The 16,347-nt window shown below is 73.3% G+C and carries 16 protein-coding genes; 13 read left to right on the top strand and 3 right to left on the bottom strand.

Annotation, left to right across the window (positions count from 1 at the left end; translation table 11 throughout):
• Positions 1–91: 91 nt before the first annotated feature.
• The 7 genes from J5Y05_RS25455 (at position 92) to J5Y05_RS25425 (ending at position 7,308) form a co-directional block, all read left to right on the top strand.
• Positions 92–1,045 (top strand): helix-turn-helix transcriptional regulator, encoded by a 954-nt coding sequence (locus J5Y05_RS25455; RefSeq protein WP_210875406.1) that lies wholly within the window; start codon positions 92–94, stop codon positions 1,043–1,045.
• Positions 1,046–1,063: 18 nt separating this feature from the next.
• Entirely contained in the window at positions 1,064–2,248 is a 1,185-nt protein-coding gene (locus J5Y05_RS25450; RefSeq protein WP_307854087.1) for a helix-turn-helix transcriptional regulator, read from the top strand.
• Positions 2,245–2,538: a hypothetical protein gene (locus J5Y05_RS25445; protein WP_210875405.1), complete on the top strand. Its 294-nt coding sequence runs from the start codon at positions 2,245–2,247 to the stop codon at positions 2,536–2,538. The genes J5Y05_RS25450 and J5Y05_RS25445 overlap by 4 nt, the downstream gene beginning before the upstream one ends.
• A 72-nt stretch (positions 2,539–2,610) precedes the next feature.
• Positions 2,611–2,817, top strand: a complete 207-nt coding sequence (locus tag J5Y05_RS25440) for a hypothetical protein (RefSeq protein WP_210875404.1) — start codon at positions 2,611–2,613, stop codon at positions 2,815–2,817.
• Positions 2,818–3,089: 272 nt separating this feature from the next.
• Positions 3,090–3,371 (top strand): Sec-independent protein translocase subunit TatA, encoded by a 282-nt coding sequence (gene tatA / locus J5Y05_RS25435; RefSeq protein WP_210875403.1) that lies wholly within the window; start codon positions 3,090–3,092, stop codon positions 3,369–3,371.
• 47 nt (positions 3,372–3,418) lie between these two features.
• Positions 3,419–4,363: a twin-arginine translocase subunit TatC gene (gene tatC, locus J5Y05_RS25430; RefSeq protein WP_210875402.1), complete on the top strand. Its 945-nt coding sequence runs from the start codon at positions 3,419–3,421 to the stop codon at positions 4,361–4,363.
• A gap of 92 nt (positions 4,364–4,455) precedes the next feature.
• Positions 4,456–7,308 carry a DEAD/DEAH box helicase gene (locus tag J5Y05_RS25425; RefSeq protein WP_210875401.1) on the top strand — a complete coding sequence of 951 codons (2,853 nt, stop codon included), beginning with the start codon at positions 4,456–4,458 and terminating at the stop codon, positions 7,306–7,308.
• A gap of 161 nt (positions 7,309–7,469) precedes the next feature.
• Here the strand turns inward: J5Y05_RS25425 and J5Y05_RS25420 are convergent, their stop codons facing one another.
• The gene (locus tag J5Y05_RS25420; RefSeq protein WP_210875400.1) at positions 7,470–8,099 is read right to left on the bottom strand and encodes a TetR/AcrR family transcriptional regulator; all 630 of its coding nucleotides are present in this window, start codon (positions 8,097–8,099) and stop codon (positions 7,470–7,472) included.
• Between the two features lie 70 nt (positions 8,100–8,169).
• On the opposite strand from J5Y05_RS25420, the gene J5Y05_RS25415 reads away from it, so the two are divergent.
• The 6 genes from J5Y05_RS25415 (at position 8,170) to J5Y05_RS25390 (ending at position 14,387) form a co-directional block, all read left to right on the top strand.
• Complete coding sequence (locus tag J5Y05_RS25415; RefSeq protein ID WP_210875399.1) at positions 8,170–9,042, top strand: ketopantoate reductase family protein; 873 nt, start codon at positions 8,170–8,172, stop codon at positions 9,040–9,042.
• Between the two features lie 734 nt (positions 9,043–9,776).
• Positions 9,777–11,381 carry a sensor histidine kinase gene (locus tag J5Y05_RS25410; protein ID WP_210875398.1) on the top strand — a complete coding sequence of 535 codons (1,605 nt, stop codon included), beginning with the start codon at positions 9,777–9,779 and terminating at the stop codon, positions 11,379–11,381.
• Between the two features lie 26 nt (positions 11,382–11,407).
• The gene (locus tag J5Y05_RS25405) at positions 11,408–11,785 is read left to right on the top strand and encodes a roadblock/LC7 domain-containing protein (RefSeq protein ID WP_247615336.1); all 378 of its coding nucleotides are present in this window, start codon (positions 11,408–11,410) and stop codon (positions 11,783–11,785) included.
• Positions 11,782–12,192, top strand: coding sequence for a DUF742 domain-containing protein (locus J5Y05_RS25400; RefSeq protein ID WP_210875396.1), 411 nt, complete (start codon positions 11,782–11,784; stop codon positions 12,190–12,192). Before J5Y05_RS25405 ends, J5Y05_RS25400 begins: the two co-directional genes overlap by 4 nt.
• Positions 12,173–12,793 carry a GTP-binding protein gene (locus J5Y05_RS25395; RefSeq protein ID WP_210875395.1) on the top strand — a complete coding sequence of 207 codons (621 nt, stop codon included), beginning with the start codon at positions 12,173–12,175 and terminating at the stop codon, positions 12,791–12,793. Before J5Y05_RS25400 ends, J5Y05_RS25395 begins: the two co-directional genes overlap by 20 nt.
• Positions 12,794–12,842: 49 nt before the next feature.
• Positions 12,843–14,387, top strand: a complete 1,545-nt coding sequence (locus tag J5Y05_RS25390; protein WP_210875394.1) for a cytochrome P450 — start codon at positions 12,843–12,845, stop codon at positions 14,385–14,387.
• Here J5Y05_RS25390 and J5Y05_RS25385 read toward each other — a convergent pair.
• On the bottom strand, positions 14,381–15,367 hold the full coding sequence (locus J5Y05_RS25385; RefSeq protein ID WP_210875393.1) for an RluA family pseudouridine synthase: 987 nt from the start codon (positions 15,365–15,367) through the stop codon (positions 14,381–14,383). The genes J5Y05_RS25390 and J5Y05_RS25385 overlap by 7 nt on opposite strands.
• Positions 15,368–15,427: 60 nt before the next feature.
• Entirely contained in the window at positions 15,428–16,270 is an 843-nt protein-coding gene (locus J5Y05_RS25380) for a siderophore-interacting protein (RefSeq protein WP_210875392.1), read from the bottom strand.
• Positions 16,271–16,347: the final 77 nt, after the last annotated feature.

Raw genomic sequence — 16,347 nt, 5'->3', positions numbered from 1 at the left:
CATGCCTGCTCGGCATGGGCCTCGGCTTTTGTCCCGCCACCACGGGACGGTACGGTCATCCGTCGTAAGCACCATAGGGAGAAGGGCGTCGATGGCCATTGCCAAGGCCGAGCGGCTGATGAACCTGGCGCTGTGCCTGCTCGGTACCCGCAGGCCGCTGAGCAAACGCGAGCTGCGGGAGTCCATCGAGGCATACCTCGAAGCGGGCACCGACGACTCCTTCAACCGCATGTTCGAGCGGGACAAGGAGGACCTGCGGGAACTCGGCCTGGTGATCGAGACCGTCGAGAACCTGGACGGCGAGATCGGCTACCTCGCCCGCCGCGACAGCAACCGCCTGCCGCCCATCACCCTCGACGCCGAGGAGGCCGCCGCCCTGGGCCTGGCCGCCAAGGTGTGGCAGCAGGCCCGGCTGGCCGGTGCCGCGAGCGGCGCGCTCCAGAAGCTGCGCGCTGCCGGACTCCCCGAGGACGTCGACCCGTACGAGGCGCACGGCGCGCTGGAGCCGCGCATCCCGGTGCACGAGGCCGCCTTCGAGCCGCTGATGCTGGCCTGCCGCGACCGCCGCCCGGTCGTCTTCGACTACCGCAAGGCCAGCGCCGCCCAGCCCGAGCCCCGCAACGTCGAGCCCTGGGCACTGGAGTGCTGGCGCGGCCACTGGTACCTGGCCGGCTTCGACCGCGACCGCGGTGCCGAGCGGGTCTTCCGGCTCTCCCGGATCACCGGCCGGGTCCGCGCGCGCGGGGGCCGGTTCACCGCGCCCGTGCCCGACGTCGTCACCGTCCGCGAGACGGTCGCGAGCTGGGCCGGGGAGAGGGCCGACCGCACTGCCCTGATCCGGCTGCGCACCGGCGCGGGATACCCGCTGCGCTCCCGCGCCACGAAGGTGCGGGAGGCCGGTGAGGGCTGGGACGAACTGGAGATCCCGTACGGACACGGGCTGGACGCCTGGCTCGTGGAGTTCGGGCCGGACGTGGTGGTCCTGGAGCCGGCGGAGCTGCGGGCCGACGTGGTGGAACGGCTGCGCGCCGTGGCCAAGGGCTGAGGGGGAGCGGACAACACTGTGGCAGGCAAACCGGTCAGGCCCGCGAACGCCATCGACCAGACCCGGCGGATGCTGTCCCTGGTGACGTATCTGCGCGAGCGCCCCGGCGCCCGCATCGAGGACGTGGCGCGCGCCTTCGGCATCACCGAGGACGAGCTGGTCTCCGACCTCGACGTGCTGCCCATGTGCGGCACCAGCTTCCGCGGCGGCGACCTCCTCGACATCGACACCGACGGCGAGCGCATCTGGTGGCACAACCCCGCCGCCCTCGGCGCGGACGCCGCCGAGCCGCTGCGGCTCGCCGCCGACGAGGCCACCGCGCTGCTGGTGGCCGCCCGCGCCGTCGCCACCCTGCCGGGGCTGCGCGAGGGCGACCGGCAGGCGCTGCTGCGGGCCACCGCCAAGGTGGAGACCTCGGCCGGCGAGGCGGCCGGCGCCAGCTCGCGGCTCTCCGTCACCTTCGAGTCCGAGGGTGGCGTCTTCGCCGACGTGGACCGGGCCATCTCCGAGCGCCGGCGGCTGTGGGTCCGCTACTACTCGCCGGCCCGTGACGAACTCACCGAGCGCGAGATCGACCCGATCCGGCTGGTCAGCGTCGGGCACACCTACGTCGAGGCGTGGTGCCGCCGCTCCGAGGCCCGGCGGACCTTCCGCCTCGACCGGGTCGCCGAGATCAAGGTGCTGGACGAGCCGTCCGCGCCCCCCGAGGTGGAGCTGCGGGACCTCTCCGAGGCGCTGGTGCAGCCGGCCGCCGAGGACCCCGAGGTCGTGGTGGAGGTCGGTCCCGGCGGACGCTGGGTCGCCGAGTACTATCCGCACGACAGCGCCGAGGAACTCGACGACGGTGGGCTGCGGATCACCCTGCGCACCCCCGACCCGGCCTCGCTGCGGCGGCTCGCGCTGCGGCTCGGGCGGGACGGCCGGATCGTCTCCCCGGCCGAACTGGCCGACAGCGCCCGGCGGGCCGCCCGCGAGGCACTGGCGGCGTACGACGGGGCCGGTGGGACGCACGGGGCCGACGGGACCCACGGGGCCGATGGAGCCCCAGGGGCCGACGGGACCGGCGGCGACGGCGGTACGGGCACCGGCGGCTCACCCGGGCCGGTCGGCGCCGGGACGTCCCCGGCGGAGCGGCCGGAGCGGGACGGGCCGGACGACGGCGGCGGCGGCGGAGCGCACGACAGGCGGGAGCGGACACGGTGAGCGAATCGGTGACGTCCGGGGCGCCGGGCATGACGGCGGAGACCGCGTTCGCCGGCATGCGGCGCGTCTCCCCGGTGGTGTTCAAGGCGGGCTGCCCCGACTGCCGGGGCCGCTTCGAACTGGCCGCGAGCGCCCTGCGCCTGGCCATCGGCGCCACCAGCACCACCACCTTCTACTCGTTCACCTGCCCCGAGTGCGAGGCCACCGTCCGCAAACCGGCCGGGGAGCGGATCGTGGAACTGCTCGTCGACGGCGGCGTCCGCACGCTCCGGCTCCACCCCACCGTCTAGCTGTCCTGACCCTCGGCGTTGTCGACGCGGGTGAGGGGCGGGTGGCCGCCGGCACCGTCTAGGCTCGGCCGCATGTTCTGGCCGATGTTCGCCGTTGCCATGGGTTTCCTGGGTCTCACCGTCCTCGCCGTCTGCGCGACACGGGTCTTCGTCGAGGCGAGGCGGCTGGGCTCGCAGGTGGCCGAATCGGCCCGCCGTATCGACCGCGCCGCCGCCGACCTGGAACGCGCCGCCGGCAGTGCCGCGCGCAGCGCCGCCCGCTCCGCCGATGCCCTGTGAACCCCGCCACGGCGCCGGGCGCCCTCCCGGCGGGAACCCCCTGGGGCCCCCGGCTCACGGGCCGTGCCCTGTCATCCGGCGTCACCCGGCGGGTACGCTGCTCGTCGTGGCCGGAGAACGAGGCCCGGCCCGCCGACGGAAGTGCGCACGGGGATTGCCTGACGTTCACCCCCGGGCGTTACGATCGCTGCACCGCACCACCGACCGGGACACGTGTTCGGGCGGTCGGACAGCACCCCCACCCAGCCGCCTCGGTGAGAAGGTAGAGACTTATGCCCGGAAAGCTCGGCGCTCCCGAGATCATTCTCATCCTCGTCGTCGTCATCCTGCTGTTCGGCGCGAAGAAGCTCCCCGACATGGCGCGCTCCCTCGGCAAGTCCGCCCGCATCCTCAAGAGCGAGGCCAAGGCGATGAAGGACGAGAACAAGTCGACCGCCCCGGCCGAGCAGCCGGACACCGAGCAGGCGGCGGCGCAGCGCACGATCCAGGCGGCCCCCGGCGACGTGACCAGCTCCCGGCCGGTCGCCGAGCCGACGGACACCACCAAGCGCTGACGCGGGGCCGGTGACCTCCGGCCCGCCGTACGAGATGGGAACGTGGGTTGCCTAAGCCTGCCCGCAACAAGGAGAGGGACCCCGAGGGACGGATGCCCCTCGCGGAACACCTCCGTGAGCTCCGCAACCGGCTCGCGAAGGCCGTCCTGGCCATTGTGGTCGGCGCGGTCCTGGCCGCCTTCTTCTACCGGGAGATCATCGATCTGCTCACCGAGCCCATCCAGCGCTCGGTGGGATGTTCCAAGTCGTTCATGGACCTGGCCCAGCAGGAGGAAGGCGCCTGCGGCAACATCACGGTCGAGGGTCTGCTGGGTCCCTTCACGCTGATGATCAAGGTGGCGCTGACCGCCGGCGTCGTCATCGCCTGCCCCGTCTGGCTCTACCAGCTCTGGGCCTTCATCGCACCCGGCCTGCACAAGCACGAGAAGCGTTACTCGGTGGCGTTCGTCGCGGCCGGTTTCCCCCTCTTCCTGGCGGGCGCGTTCTTCTCGTACCACGTGCTCCCCGCGGCGGCCAGCGTCCTGATCGAGTTCACCCCCGTCGGCGCGGTCAACCTGCTCCCCCTGGACGATCTGCTGAACCTGGTCACCCGCATGGTGATCGTCTTCGGCCTCTCCTTCGAGCTGCCGCTGCTGCTGGTGATGCTGAACCTCACCGGGATGGTCTCCGGGCGCCGGATGCTCGGCTGGTGGCGCGGCATGATCATGGGTGTCACGATCTTCGCGGCCTTCGCCACGCCCACGGTCGACCCGATCTCGATGCTGTCGCTCGCGACGCCGATCGTCCTGCTGTACTTCCTGGCCACGGGCTTCGCCCTGATGAACGACAGGCGCAAGCGCCGGCGCGAGGCCGAGGGCCCCGCCGACGACGAGGCGTCCGAGCTGGACCTCACCCCCGAGGACATCGGCGAGGCCGAGGCCGTGACCACCTCCCGCGCCCTGCCCGAGCAGGCCACGACGGACCGGGTCAACGGCTACGACGACGTGACCTGACGCCACGCCCGGACCCCGGCCGCCCCCGCGGCCCGGGTCCGGGCGCCCGCCTCACCGCCCGGTCACGGGCGGCCCGGGGACCGATCCCGATAATGATCGTCCTGTTGTCAGTGCGGCCCGGTACGCTCGAAAGCACGATGACAGAGGATCTCTCCCCGGCCGAGCGGTACGCGGCAGCCCGCACACGCGCCGCCGAGCAGGCCACCGCGCTCGCCTCCTTCCGCGAGATGTACGACTTCGGCCTCGACCCGTTCCAGATCGAGGCATGCCAGGCCCTGGAGGCGGGCAAGGGCGTCCTGGTGGCCGCGCCCACCGGCTCCGGCAAGACGATCGTCGGCGAGTTCGCCGTTCACCTCGCCCTCCAGCAGGGCCGCAAGTGCTTCTACACGACGCCCATCAAGGCGCTGTCGAACCAGAAGTACGCCGACCTGTGCCGCCGCTACGGAGCGGACCGGGTCGGGCTGCTCACCGGCGACAACAGCGTGAACTCCGACGCCCCGGTGGTCGTGATGACCACCGAGGTCCTGCGGAACATGCTCTACGCGGGCTCGCAGACCCTCCTCGGCCTCGGGTACGTCGTCATGGACGAGGTGCACTACCTCTCCGACCGCTTCCGCGGCGCCGTCTGGGAAGAGGTGATCATCCACCTCCCCGAGTCGGTGACCCTGGTCTCCCTGTCGGCGACCGTGTCGAACGCCGAGGAGTTCGGCGACTGGCTCGACACCGTGCGCGGCGACACCCAGGTGATCGTCTCCGAGCACCGGCCGGTGCCGCTGTTCCAGCACGTCCTGGCCGGGCGGCGGATGTACGACCTGTTCGAGGAGGGCGAGGGCCGCAAACGGGCCGTCAACCCGGACCTCACCCGCATGGCGCGGATGGAGGCGAGCCGCCCCTCGTACCAGGACCGCCGGCGCGGGCGGTCGATGCGGGAGGCCGACCGGGAGCGCGAGCGCCGCCAGCGCGCCCGGATCTGGACGCCGAGCCGGCCCGAGGTCATCGAACGGCTGGACTCCGAGGGGCTGCTCCCCGCGATCACCTTCATCTTCAGCCGGGCCGGCTGCGAGGCCGCCGTCCAGCAGTGCCTCTACGCCGGGCTCCGGCTCAACGACGACGAGGCACGCGAGCGGGTGCGCGCCCTCGTCGAGGAGCGCACCGCCTCCATCCCCGCCGAGGACCTGCACGTCCTCGGGTACTACGAGTGGCTGGAGGGCCTGGAGCGGGGCATCGCCGCGCACCACGCGGGCATGCTGCCGACCTTCAAGGAGGTCGTCGAGGAGCTGTTCGTCCGCGGACTGGTCAAGGCCGTCTTCGCCACCGAGACCCTCGCCCTCGGCATCAACATGCCCGCCCGCTCGGTGGTCCTGGAGAAGCTCGTCAAGTGGAACGGCGAACAGCACGCCGACATCACGCCCGGCGAGTACACCCAGCTCACTGGCCGGGCCGGCCGGCGCGGCATCGACGTCGAGGGCCACGCCGTGGTGCTCTGGCAGCGCGCCATGAGCCCCGAGCACCTCGCCGGACTGGCCGGCACGCGCACGTACCCGCTGCGCTCCAGCTTCAAGCCGTCGTACAACATGGCGGTCAACCTGGTCGAGCAGTTCGGCCGGCACCGCTCGCGCGAGCTGCTGGAGACCTCCTTCGCCCAGTTCCAGGCGGACAAGTCGGTCGTCGGCATCTCCCGCCAGGTGCAGCGCAACGAGGAGGGCCTGGAGGGGTACCGGGACTCCATGACCTGCCACCTCGGCGACTTCGAGGAGTACGCCCGGCTGCGCCGCGAGCTGAAGGACCGTGAGACCGAGCTGGTCCGTCAGGGCGCCGCCCAGCGGCGGGCCGAGGCCGCGGTGGCGCTGGAGCGGCTGAAGCCGGGCGACGTCATCCACGTCCCCACCGGCAAGTACGCGGGCCTCGCCCTGGTGCTGGACCCCGGCCTGCCCGCCGGGCGGTCCAACGGCCACCGGGGCTTCGACCACCACGACGGTCCGCGCCCCCTGGTGCTCACCGCCGAACGGCAGGTCAAGCGGCTGGCGGCGATGGACTTCCCGGTGCCCGTGGAGGCGCTGGAGCGGATGCGCATCCCGAAGTCCTTCAACCCGCGCTCCCCGCAGTCCCGCCGCGACCTCGCCTCGGCGCTGCGCACCAAGGCCGGGCACATCGACGCCGAACGGCACCGCAAGAAGCGCTCCCAGGCGGCCGACGACCGGCAGATCGCCCGGCTGCGCAAGGAGATCCGGGCGCACCCCTGCCACGGCTGCGACGACCGCGAGGACCACGCCCGCTGGGCCGAGCGCTACCACCGGCTGATGCGCGACACCTCGCAACTGGAGCGCCGGATCGACGGGCGGACCAACACCATCGCCCGCACCTTCGACCGGATCGTGGCGCTCCTGACCGAGCTGGACTACCTGCGCGACGACGAGGTCACCGAGCACGGCAAGCGGCTCGCCCGGCTCTACGGCGAACTCGACCTGCTGGCCAGCGAGTGCCTGCGCGCCGGCGTCTGGGAGGGTCTGGGCCCCGCCGACCTGGCCGCCTGCGTCTCGGCGCTGGTCTACGAGTCCCGCGCCGCCGACGACGCCATGGCACCGAAGCTGCCCTCCGGCCAGGCCAAGGCCGCGCTCGGCGAGACGGTCCGCATCTGGGGCCGGCTCGACGCGCTGGAGGAGGAGTTCCGGATCAGCCAGACCGAGGGCGTGGGCCAGCGCGAGCCCGACCTCGGCTTCGCCTGGGCCGCCTACATGTGGTGCTCCGGCAAGGGCCTCGACGAGGTGCTGCGGGAGGCGGAGATGCCGGCCGGCGACTTCGTGCGCTGGTGCAAGCAGGTCATCGACGTGCTCGGCCAGATCGCCGCCGCCGCGCCCGGTGGGGGCTCGACGGTCCCGAAGACGGCACGCAAGGCGGTCGACGCGCTGCTGCGCGGGGTGGTCGCCTACTCCTCGGTGGGCTAGCCCACCACGGCGCACGGCGCACGGCGCACGACGCACGGCGCACGACGGCCCGGCGGGGCGCGGTGGTCCGGACGATCCGGACGGTCCGCCTCCCGCCGGGCCGTGGCGTGTCCGGGCCGTGGTGTGTCCCGCCCTGGTGTGTCGGGGGCCGTCCCGGGTTGTCAGGTCCCCGTCGGTGGTGCGCTCATCGCTGCCGTCAGGAACGTGATCGCCCAGTGCCGGGCTGCCTCGCCCGCCGCCGGGGACAGGCAGGCCGGGGAGTGCTGCTGGTAGACCTCGACGCGGTCCACTGCCGTCACGGCGAGCATCCCCCGCATCCGGAACCGCAGCTCCTCCGGGGAAAGGCCGGGCAGTGCGCGCCCGAAGGCCGCCAGGTAGCGCTCACGGACCGTGTCCTCGGCCGGACCGGTCCAACCGCGCACCTCCTCGGCCGGGTCGCTGAGGATCGTCACGATCAGCCGGGACGTCCGGGCACCGCCCTCGTCACCGGCCGGCATCTCGTCGAACAGCGGTCCCGCGAACGCCTCCACCAGTTCGGTGACCGCCGGGTCCGGGGTCCGGGCGAGCAGGCGGTCGAGCCCGGCGCACTGCGCGGCGTTGATGGGCTCGATCACGCGGCGGGCGACCGCGGCCAGGAGTTCCGCCTTCGAGCCGAAGTGATACCCGACGGCGGCCAGGTTGGCTCCGGCGAGGTCGGTGATCGCGCGGACCGAGGTGCCGCGGTAACCGCGCTCGGCGAAGAGGCGTTCCGCCGCGTCGAGGATCTGGGTGCGGGTGTCAGGTGGCGCCATGCCTGCGTACACTACAGACGTTTGATTCAAACGAACGTATGACTGAAATCAACGGACGAAGAGGGTTGCCATGAAGCTGCTCGTCTACGGCGCCGGAGTTCTCGGCAGCCTGTTCGCTGCCCGCCTGCATGAGGCCGGGCAGGACGTCGCGCTCCTCGCCCGGGGCGAGCGCCTGGCCGCCCTGCGCCGGCACGGCGTGCAGCTCGCCGAGGCGGACAGCCCGGCCGTCAGGCGGGTACCGGTGCCGGTGGTCGAGCACCCGGCCGGCGGGTACGACCTGACCGCGGTCTTCGTCCGCACCCATCAGGTGGACGCGGTGCTGGAGTCGCTCGCTGGTCTCGAAGGCGACGTGCTGTTCCTGCTCAACTGGGCGGCCGGCCCGGAGCCGCTGGGCGCGGTGATCGGCCCCGAGCGGGTGCTGCTCGGCTTCGGCATGGCCGGCGGCACGATGGACGGCGACGTGGTCCGCTACCGCGCGCCCGGCTTCATGACCCGCCGGATCGCGATGCCGATCGGCGAACCGGACGGCCGGACCACCCCGCGACTCGAACGGATCGTGCGGACGTTGCGGACCGCCGGGATCAACGCCAAGGCCGAGCCGAGGATGGACGCCTGGCTCAAGACGCACGCCGCGTTCGAGGTGCCGCTCGGGCAGGCGGTGCGCGCGGCGGGCGGCCCGGTGGCGCTGGCCGACGATCCGGACGCGGTCCGCGGCATGCTCCGCCTCATGCGGCGGAACCTGGCCGCCCTGCCGGCGCCGCCGGTCCCTCGCGGGTTCGCCGCGCTGCGGACCCTGCCGGAAGGGCTGCTCGTGGCCACGCTGCGGCGCTTCCTGCGAAGTCCGACGGCCGTACACAGCGGACTCAGCGACGCCTCGCACGCGACGGTGGCCGAACTCGCGCGGCTGGCCGAACAGATCCGCGCCCATACGAAAGCCCGGTAGACGACAGGCGGATGCGCCCTCCTCGGCCTGATCGCACGTGAGTGCTGCCCTGGCCCGTTCCGGGCACTCCCCGGTCCCCGGCCCCGCCCGCCTCACCCGCCGCCCGGCCCGACCGGCGTTGCTCGACCAGTCCCGCCGCCCGGTACGTCGCGAGCCGCAGGCACGTCTGGTGGACGTGCGAGAGCAGCCCGTACGTCAGCGCGTCGGCATCGCCGAGCGCCGGGGTGCGGCCGACAGCGCGGCCGTGCGCGACCGTCACGACAACTCTCCGCAGATCGACAACAGCGGCCCGCGAAGGCTCCGGCACGCAATCACCCCAGGTCAAGGCGCCAGTCAACGCTGAGAAGGCTTGGCGCGCGATCTGACACGGATGTTCCTCGACCCCCGTGACGCCCGTGGGGTGCGCGTCGCTCCTGCCGGAGCGTCGGGACGCGGACCCGCGTCCTCACCTGTTCCGGTGAGGCGTATTCGTACGGCGCCGCACTGTCACTCATCGTGTTCGAATGGTGTCCCAGTGTGCAAATAGGCCCGAGACTACTCCGGTGCCGTCGCTCTTTCAGGGGCTTGCCGAATATGACACGACCCTGTTCCGCCCGGACTAAGCTCGCCCGCAGCGCACCGAGTTGAGATGGATTCGCGCGTTTGTTCCTTTCGCGCCCAAGGTCCCGACAGCTCCCGTCCTACCCCGCCGCAAGCTCCCCCATTCCCCGCCGAACCCATTCCAGAGGGCCTACATGGTGAGTGTCGATTCCCCTCCAGGTCGCCGTGAACTTCCCCAGGCGTACGTCCTGTTGCCGCCCGCGCTGCTGATGGCCGCGGTGACCGGCACCGCCGTCGCCCTGGTGGCCCAGCCGGCCAGGGCCGCGGTCGGCTGGTGCGGAGCCGTCGCCACCGCCCTGATTCTCACGGTGGCGGCCGTGGCGGTGCGCCGGGGCGGCGCCCTGCGCGCCCAGCGTGCCGAACACGCCCGCCGCACGGCCCTCCTGCAACGGCGGATCGCCGCCCACACCGAGGAGATGGACCGCCTCGGCGGCGAGATCATCCCCGCGGCGCTGACCTACATGCGCCGGGGGAACACCCCGCGCGAGGTCCTGCTCCACCTCGCCGAACTCGACCCGTCCTACGCCGACCTGGGCGAGCCCCAGCGCCGGCTGATCGGCATGATCTGCGACATCGTCGACCACACGGACTCCATGCGCGAGTCCGCCGAACGCTCCTTCGTCGACATCGCCCGCCGCGTCCAGGCCATCGTCCACCAGCAGAACAAGGAACTGCGCGAGATGGAGGAGGACCACGGGCGCAACCCCGAGGTCTTCGACGACCTGCTCCGCCTCGACCACGGCACCGCCCTGATCGGCCGCCTCGCCGACTCCATCTCGGTCCTCGGCGGCGGGCGCCCCGGCCGCCAGTGGCCCCGGCCCGTCGCCCTCTACAGCGTGCTGCGCGGCGCCATGTCCCGCATCCTCGAATACCGCCGCATCAACCTGGCCTCCATCGCCAAGGTCAACATCAAGGGCACCGCCGTCGAGCCGGTCATCCACGCCGCCGCGGAACTCCTCGACAACGCCACCCGCTACTCGCCGCCGCACTCCAAGGTGCACGTCACCGCGACCGAGGTGCAGAGCGGCGTCTGCATCGAGATCGAGGACGCCGGGGTCAGCCTCAGCGAGGAGTCCCGCGCCCGTATCGAAGGCATGCTGGAACGCGCCAAGCGCGGCACCGACCTCCAGGACCTCAGCGTCCACCCCCGCCTCGGCCTCGCCGTCGTCGGCCGCCTGTGCACCGCGTACGACATGGAGGTCTCCCTGCGGGCCTCCGCCTACGGCGGGGTGCGCGCCATCCTCATCGTGCCCGGCGCCATGATGACCACCGAGCCCGGCGTCGGACTCGCCCACGGCATCGGCGCCACCTCGATCCCGCACCCCGGCCCCGACGCCCTGGAGGGCCCCAAGCGCCGGCCCAAGAAGCGCCGCCCCACCAGCCCCAGGGTCCCCGCCACCGCGTTCCAGGACGACGTCCCCGAGGTCACCGAGTGGACCGCCGGCGGACTGCCGCAGCGGCGCAGCCGGGTCAAGATGCCGCTCAGCCGGCGCCTCGCCGAACAGGCCGCCCACGAACGGGAGGACGCCGAGCGCGAGGCCCGCGAGGCCGCCGCCCACGCCCGCTCCGGCGCCCCCCTCGTGCCCGCGCCGCAGCCGCCGCCGGCCGAGGAACCGCCGCCCGGCCAGTGGGTCGAAGCCTTCTGGGAGGGCCTCAAGGGCCACCCGGACCTGTACTCGCAGCAGACCGCCAACGAGCCGGCCCACGCTCCGGCCGACGACGAGGGGAACCTCAAGTGATCGAGCAGCAAGGCAAGTTCGACTGGATGCTCAAGGATCTCTACGACGGAGTCCCGGGCATCGAGATGATCGTGGTGCTCTCCGCCGACGGCCTGCGCATCGCCCGCTACTCCGGCGACCCGGACGCCGCCGACCGGGTCGCCGCCGCCTGCGCGGGCCTGCAGAGCCTGGCCGCCGCCGTCGCCCACGAGATCCCCACCAGCGACGGCCGGATGAAACTCGTCATCATCGAGATCAACGGGGGCTACTTCTACCTGATGGCCGCCGGTCCCAACGCCTATCTGGCGGTGCTCTCCGACGTCCGCTGCGAACCCGGCCGCATGAGCAACCGCATGGCCGACCTGGTCGCCCGCATCGGCCCCCACCTGACCAGTCCCGCCCGCCGCAACGGGCAGCCCGTATGACGGCTCCGCAGCGCCGGCGGCGGACCTCCCGGCAGCCCGACCCGCCGGACGCGGGCGAGGCGGCGCGCAAGGAGGGCGAGACCCAGAACCCCGAGCGGCTCTTCGTCATCGGCGGCGACGCGGACGGCGAACGCGCCGCCCTCGACCTGGTCACCCTCATCGTGGCCCGCGCCGACCCGCCGGCCTCCGCCACGCCCGAACAGGCGGCGCTGCTGCGGCTGTGCGCCGCGCCGCTGTCCGTCGCCGAGCTGTCGGCCTACCTGCGCCTGCCGTTCAGCGTGGTGACCGCGCTCCTCACCGACCTGCTCGCGGCCGGACTGGTGCAGGCCCGCGCGCCGATCGTCCGTCAGACGGTCGCCGACCGAAACCTCCTCGAAGCGGTGATGCATGGACTGCAAAAGCTCTGACACCCTCCCGGGCCCACGGACGGAGGACCGGCTGCCGCACACCGCGGAGGCCGCCGTGAAGATCGTCATCGTGGGCGGGTTCGGCGTCGGGAAGACGACCATGGTCGGTTCGGTCAGCGAGATCAGACCGCTGACCACCGAGGAGACCATGACCCAGGCCGGCATCGGCGTCGACGACGACTACGGCTCCGCCTCCAAGACCGCCACCACGGTCGCCATGGACTTCGGCCGCATCAGCATCACCGACGAACTGGTGCTGTACCTCTTCGGCACCCCCGGCCAGGAGCGGTTCTGGTTCCTGTGGAACGGCCTCTTCGAAGGCGCGCTCGGCGCCGTGGTGCTGGTCGACACCCGCCGGCTGGAGGTCAGCTTCGACGTCATGGGACGGCTGGAGGAACGCGGCGTGCCCTTCGTCGTGGCCGTCAACTCCTTCCCCGACGCCCCCCGGCACCCGGTGGCGGACCTGCGTGCCGCGCTCGACCTGCCCGAGGAGATCCCCATCGTCGACTGCGACGTACGCCGCCGGGCCTCCAGCCGCGACGTCCTGCTGACCCTCACGCGCTTCCTGCACTCCCTCGCCGCCAAGGGCGCGCTCGCCTGAGCCGCCCGCCGCCACCCCGACACCCCCTTCCCCCGCCCGGAGCGACACCGTGACGCCTGAACGCCCCTTCCCGACCGGACCGGACGACCCCACCGGGCCACCGCCCGGCTGCCCCGCGCACGGCCTCGCGGCGGGCGGCCCCGGCCGGCTCGCCGAGGCGGACGACCTGGAGGCGCTCTACGAACGGCTCCGGCGCGAACACGGCCCGGTGGCCCCCGTCCTCCTCCACGACGACGTGCCGATGTGGGTGGTGCTCGGCCACGCCGAGAACCTGCACATGATCAGCACGCCCGCGCTGTTCTGCCGCGACAGCCGCATCTGGTCGCCGCTCCGGGACGGTCTGGTCAAGCCCGACCACCCGCTCATGCCGCACATCGCCTGGCAGCCCGTCTGCTCCCACGCCGAGGGCACCGAGCACCAGCGGCTGCGCGGCGCCGTCACCTCCGCCATGGCCCCCATCGACTACCGCAGCCTGCGCCGGCACATCACCCGGCACACCCAGCGGCTCGTCAACCGGTTCTGCGAGGAGGGCCGCGCCGACCTCGTCGCCGAGTTCGCCGAACACCTCCCCATGGGCGTCATGTGCGAACTCCTCGGCATGCCGAACGAGTACGGCGACCGCATGGTGGAGGCCGCCCGCGACACGCTCAAGGGCACCGAGACCGCCATCGACAGCCACGCCTTCGTCATGGCGGCCCTCGGCAGGCTCACCGCCCGGCGCCGCGCCCGGCCCGAGGACGACATCGCCAGCCGCCTCGTCACCCACCCGGCCGGGCTCAGCGACGACGAGGTCCGCGAGCACCTGCGCGTGGTGCTGCTCGCCGCCTACGAGGCCACCGTCAACCTCATCGGCAACGTCCTGCGCGTCGTCCTCACCGACCCCGGGTTCCGTGCCCAGCTCAGCGGGGGTCAGATGACCGTGCCCGAGGCGGTCGAGCAGTCCCTGTGGGACGAGCCGCCCTTCAGCACGGTCCTCGCCTACTTCGCCAAGCAGGACACGGAGCTGGGCGGCCGGCGCATCCGCAAGGGCGACGGACTGCTCCTCGGCATCGCCCCGGGCAACGTCGACCCGCGCATCCGCCCCGACCCGGCCGCCGGGATGCAGGGCAACCGCTCCCACCTCGCCTTCGGCGCCGGGCCGCACGAGTGCCCCGGCCAGGACATCGGGCGGGCCATCGCCGACTGCGGGGTGGACGCGCTGCTGATGCGGCTGCCGGACATCCAGCTCGACTGCGACGAGGAGGAGCTGCGCTGGCGGTCCTCGATCGCCTCCCGGCACCTGGTGGAGCTGCCGGTGTACTTCGGGCCCCGGCCGCCGCAGGCCGTGACGCAGCAGCCGAGCCACACCCCGGTCCCGCAGCAGCGCACCGGCTGGCAGGTCGGCTCCCGGCCGGCCTGCCCCGAGGCGGAGACCCCGGCGCCCGGACCGGCCCCGGAACCCGAGCCCGCGCTCGCCGCGGTCCCCGCCGGACCGGCGCCCGGGGCGGGGGAACCGGGGGAGTCGGGAGAGCCGAGGGCGCCGAGGGCGCCGGGAGAAGGCCACCACCCGCCGGGCGCCTGGCAGCGTCTCCAGCTCTGGTGGCGCGGCTACTGACCGACGCCCGCGGCGGCGGAAGCGGCCCACCGCCCGTACGCCGACCAGGACGTGAGGGAGCGGGCGCTGCGGAAGAGGTGCTCGCGGCCCGTGACCGGATCGGTGAACCCCAGCTCCCGCGCGAGCAGTTGCAGCGGGCGCCGGAAATCGCCGGGCGGCACGGGGGCGGTCACCTCGGGATAGAGCGGGTCGCCGAGGATCGGCACGCCGAGCGCGCTCAGGTGCACGCGCAGTTGATGCGTCTGCCCGGTGCCGGGCAGCAGCCGGTACCGGCCCAGCACCGCCCCGGTGGCCGGCTCCTCGCGGTGCGCGAGCAGGCCGACACGGGTCACGGCGTTCGGTTCGCCGGGCACCTCGCGGGCGGCCGGAACGCCCCGCTCCTTGACGATCCGGCTCCGCACCGTGCGCGGCAGGGCGAGCGCGGGATCGTAGGGGGCGACCGCCTCGTACTCCTTGTGGACCAGCCGGTCGCGGAAGAGCGTCTGGTACGCGCCGCGCTCCTCGGGGCGGACGGTGAACAGCACCAGTCCGGCGGTGAGCCGGTCCAGGCGGTGCGCCGCGCCGAGCGCCGGCAGCCCCAGTTCCCGGCGCAGCCGGGCGAGGGCGGTCTGCGTGACGTGGCCGCCGCGCGGGGTGGTGGCCAGGAAGTGCGGTTTGTCGGCGACGACGATGTGCTCGTCGTGGTACACGACCTCCACCGCGAACGGCACCGGCACCTCCGGCGCCAGGTCGCGGTGGAACCACACGTACAGCCCGGCCCGGTACGGGGTGTCCGCCCCGACGGCCCGCCCGTCCGCCCCGACCACCCGCCCCTCGGCGAGCATCGCCGCGACCACGCCGGGGCCCGCCCCGGAGAGCCGCTCCACCAGGTACGCGCCGACCGTCGGCCACGCCCCGGCCGCGGGCAGCCGGACCCGCACCGCGTCCACCCCGTCGCGCTGCGGCAGGGGCGAGGGCGGGGGAGGGGTGCGTCGTCTCATGGGGTGCCAGCGTACGAGGCCCCAGGCCGCCGCGGCGCCCGCGCGAGGGCGGGACGCGGCCTAGGCGGCGCGGGCGCTCTCCTGCTCGGCCTCCACGCGGGCGTTCCACTCCTGCTTCGACGCCTGCCAGCCGTCCTCGTTGTGGCCGAGCCGCCAGTACCCGGAGATCGACAGGTCCTCGCGCGCGATCTCGCGCTCCACCCTGAGGAACCGGCGCAGCTCCTTCACGCAGCCGGCCTCGCCGTGCACGAAGGCGTGCACCCGGCCCGCCGGGAACTCCAGGGCGCGCACGGCCTCGACCAGGGCCTGGCCCACCGGCCGGCCGGCGCGGTGCAGCCAGACGACCTCCACCTCGGAGTCGATCTTCTGCTCCTCCTCGGGCCCCTCGACCTCGACGAACGCGAAGGCGCGGGCCCCGGCCGGCAGCGCCTCCAGGGAACGGGCGATCGCGGGCAGCGCGCTCTCGTCACCGGCGAGCAGGTGCCAGTCGGCGTCGGCGTCGGGCGCGTAGGCGCCGCCGGGGCCGAGGAAGCGGACGATCTCACCCGGACGGACGTGCTTCGCCCAGGGCCCGGCCAGCCCCGCGTCGCCGTGGATGACGAAGTCGAGGGTCATCTCGCGGCTCTCGGCGTCCCAGTGGCGCACCGTGTACGTCCGCGTCACCGGCCATTTCTCGCGGGGGAACTCCTCCCTGATCCGCTCCAGGTCGAAGGGTTCGGGGTAGGTGACCCCGCCGGGGGCGAAGAGCAGCTTCACGTAGTGGTCGGTGCAGGTGTCCGCCGACAGCCCGGCAAGCTCCTCACCGGCGAGCACCACGCGCTGCATGAGGGGGGTCAGTCGCTCGGTGCGGACGACCCGCGCGGTGTGCGGAGTGCGCGGCCTGCGGCCCGGACGGTCTGCCATGACGGCCTCCCTGTTGCCTGAGTTAGGTATACCTAAGTTAGCATCCCGGCCTCCCGGAGCACCCCATACCGGACGGC

The sequence above is a fragment of the Streptomyces tagetis genome (assembly GCF_018069565.1).
Lineage (GTDB): Bacteria > Actinomycetota > Actinomycetes > Streptomycetales > Streptomycetaceae > Streptomyces > Streptomyces tagetis.
Note: the sequence above shows the minus strand (reverse complement) of the source record. Positions and strands in the feature narration are given on the sequence as shown.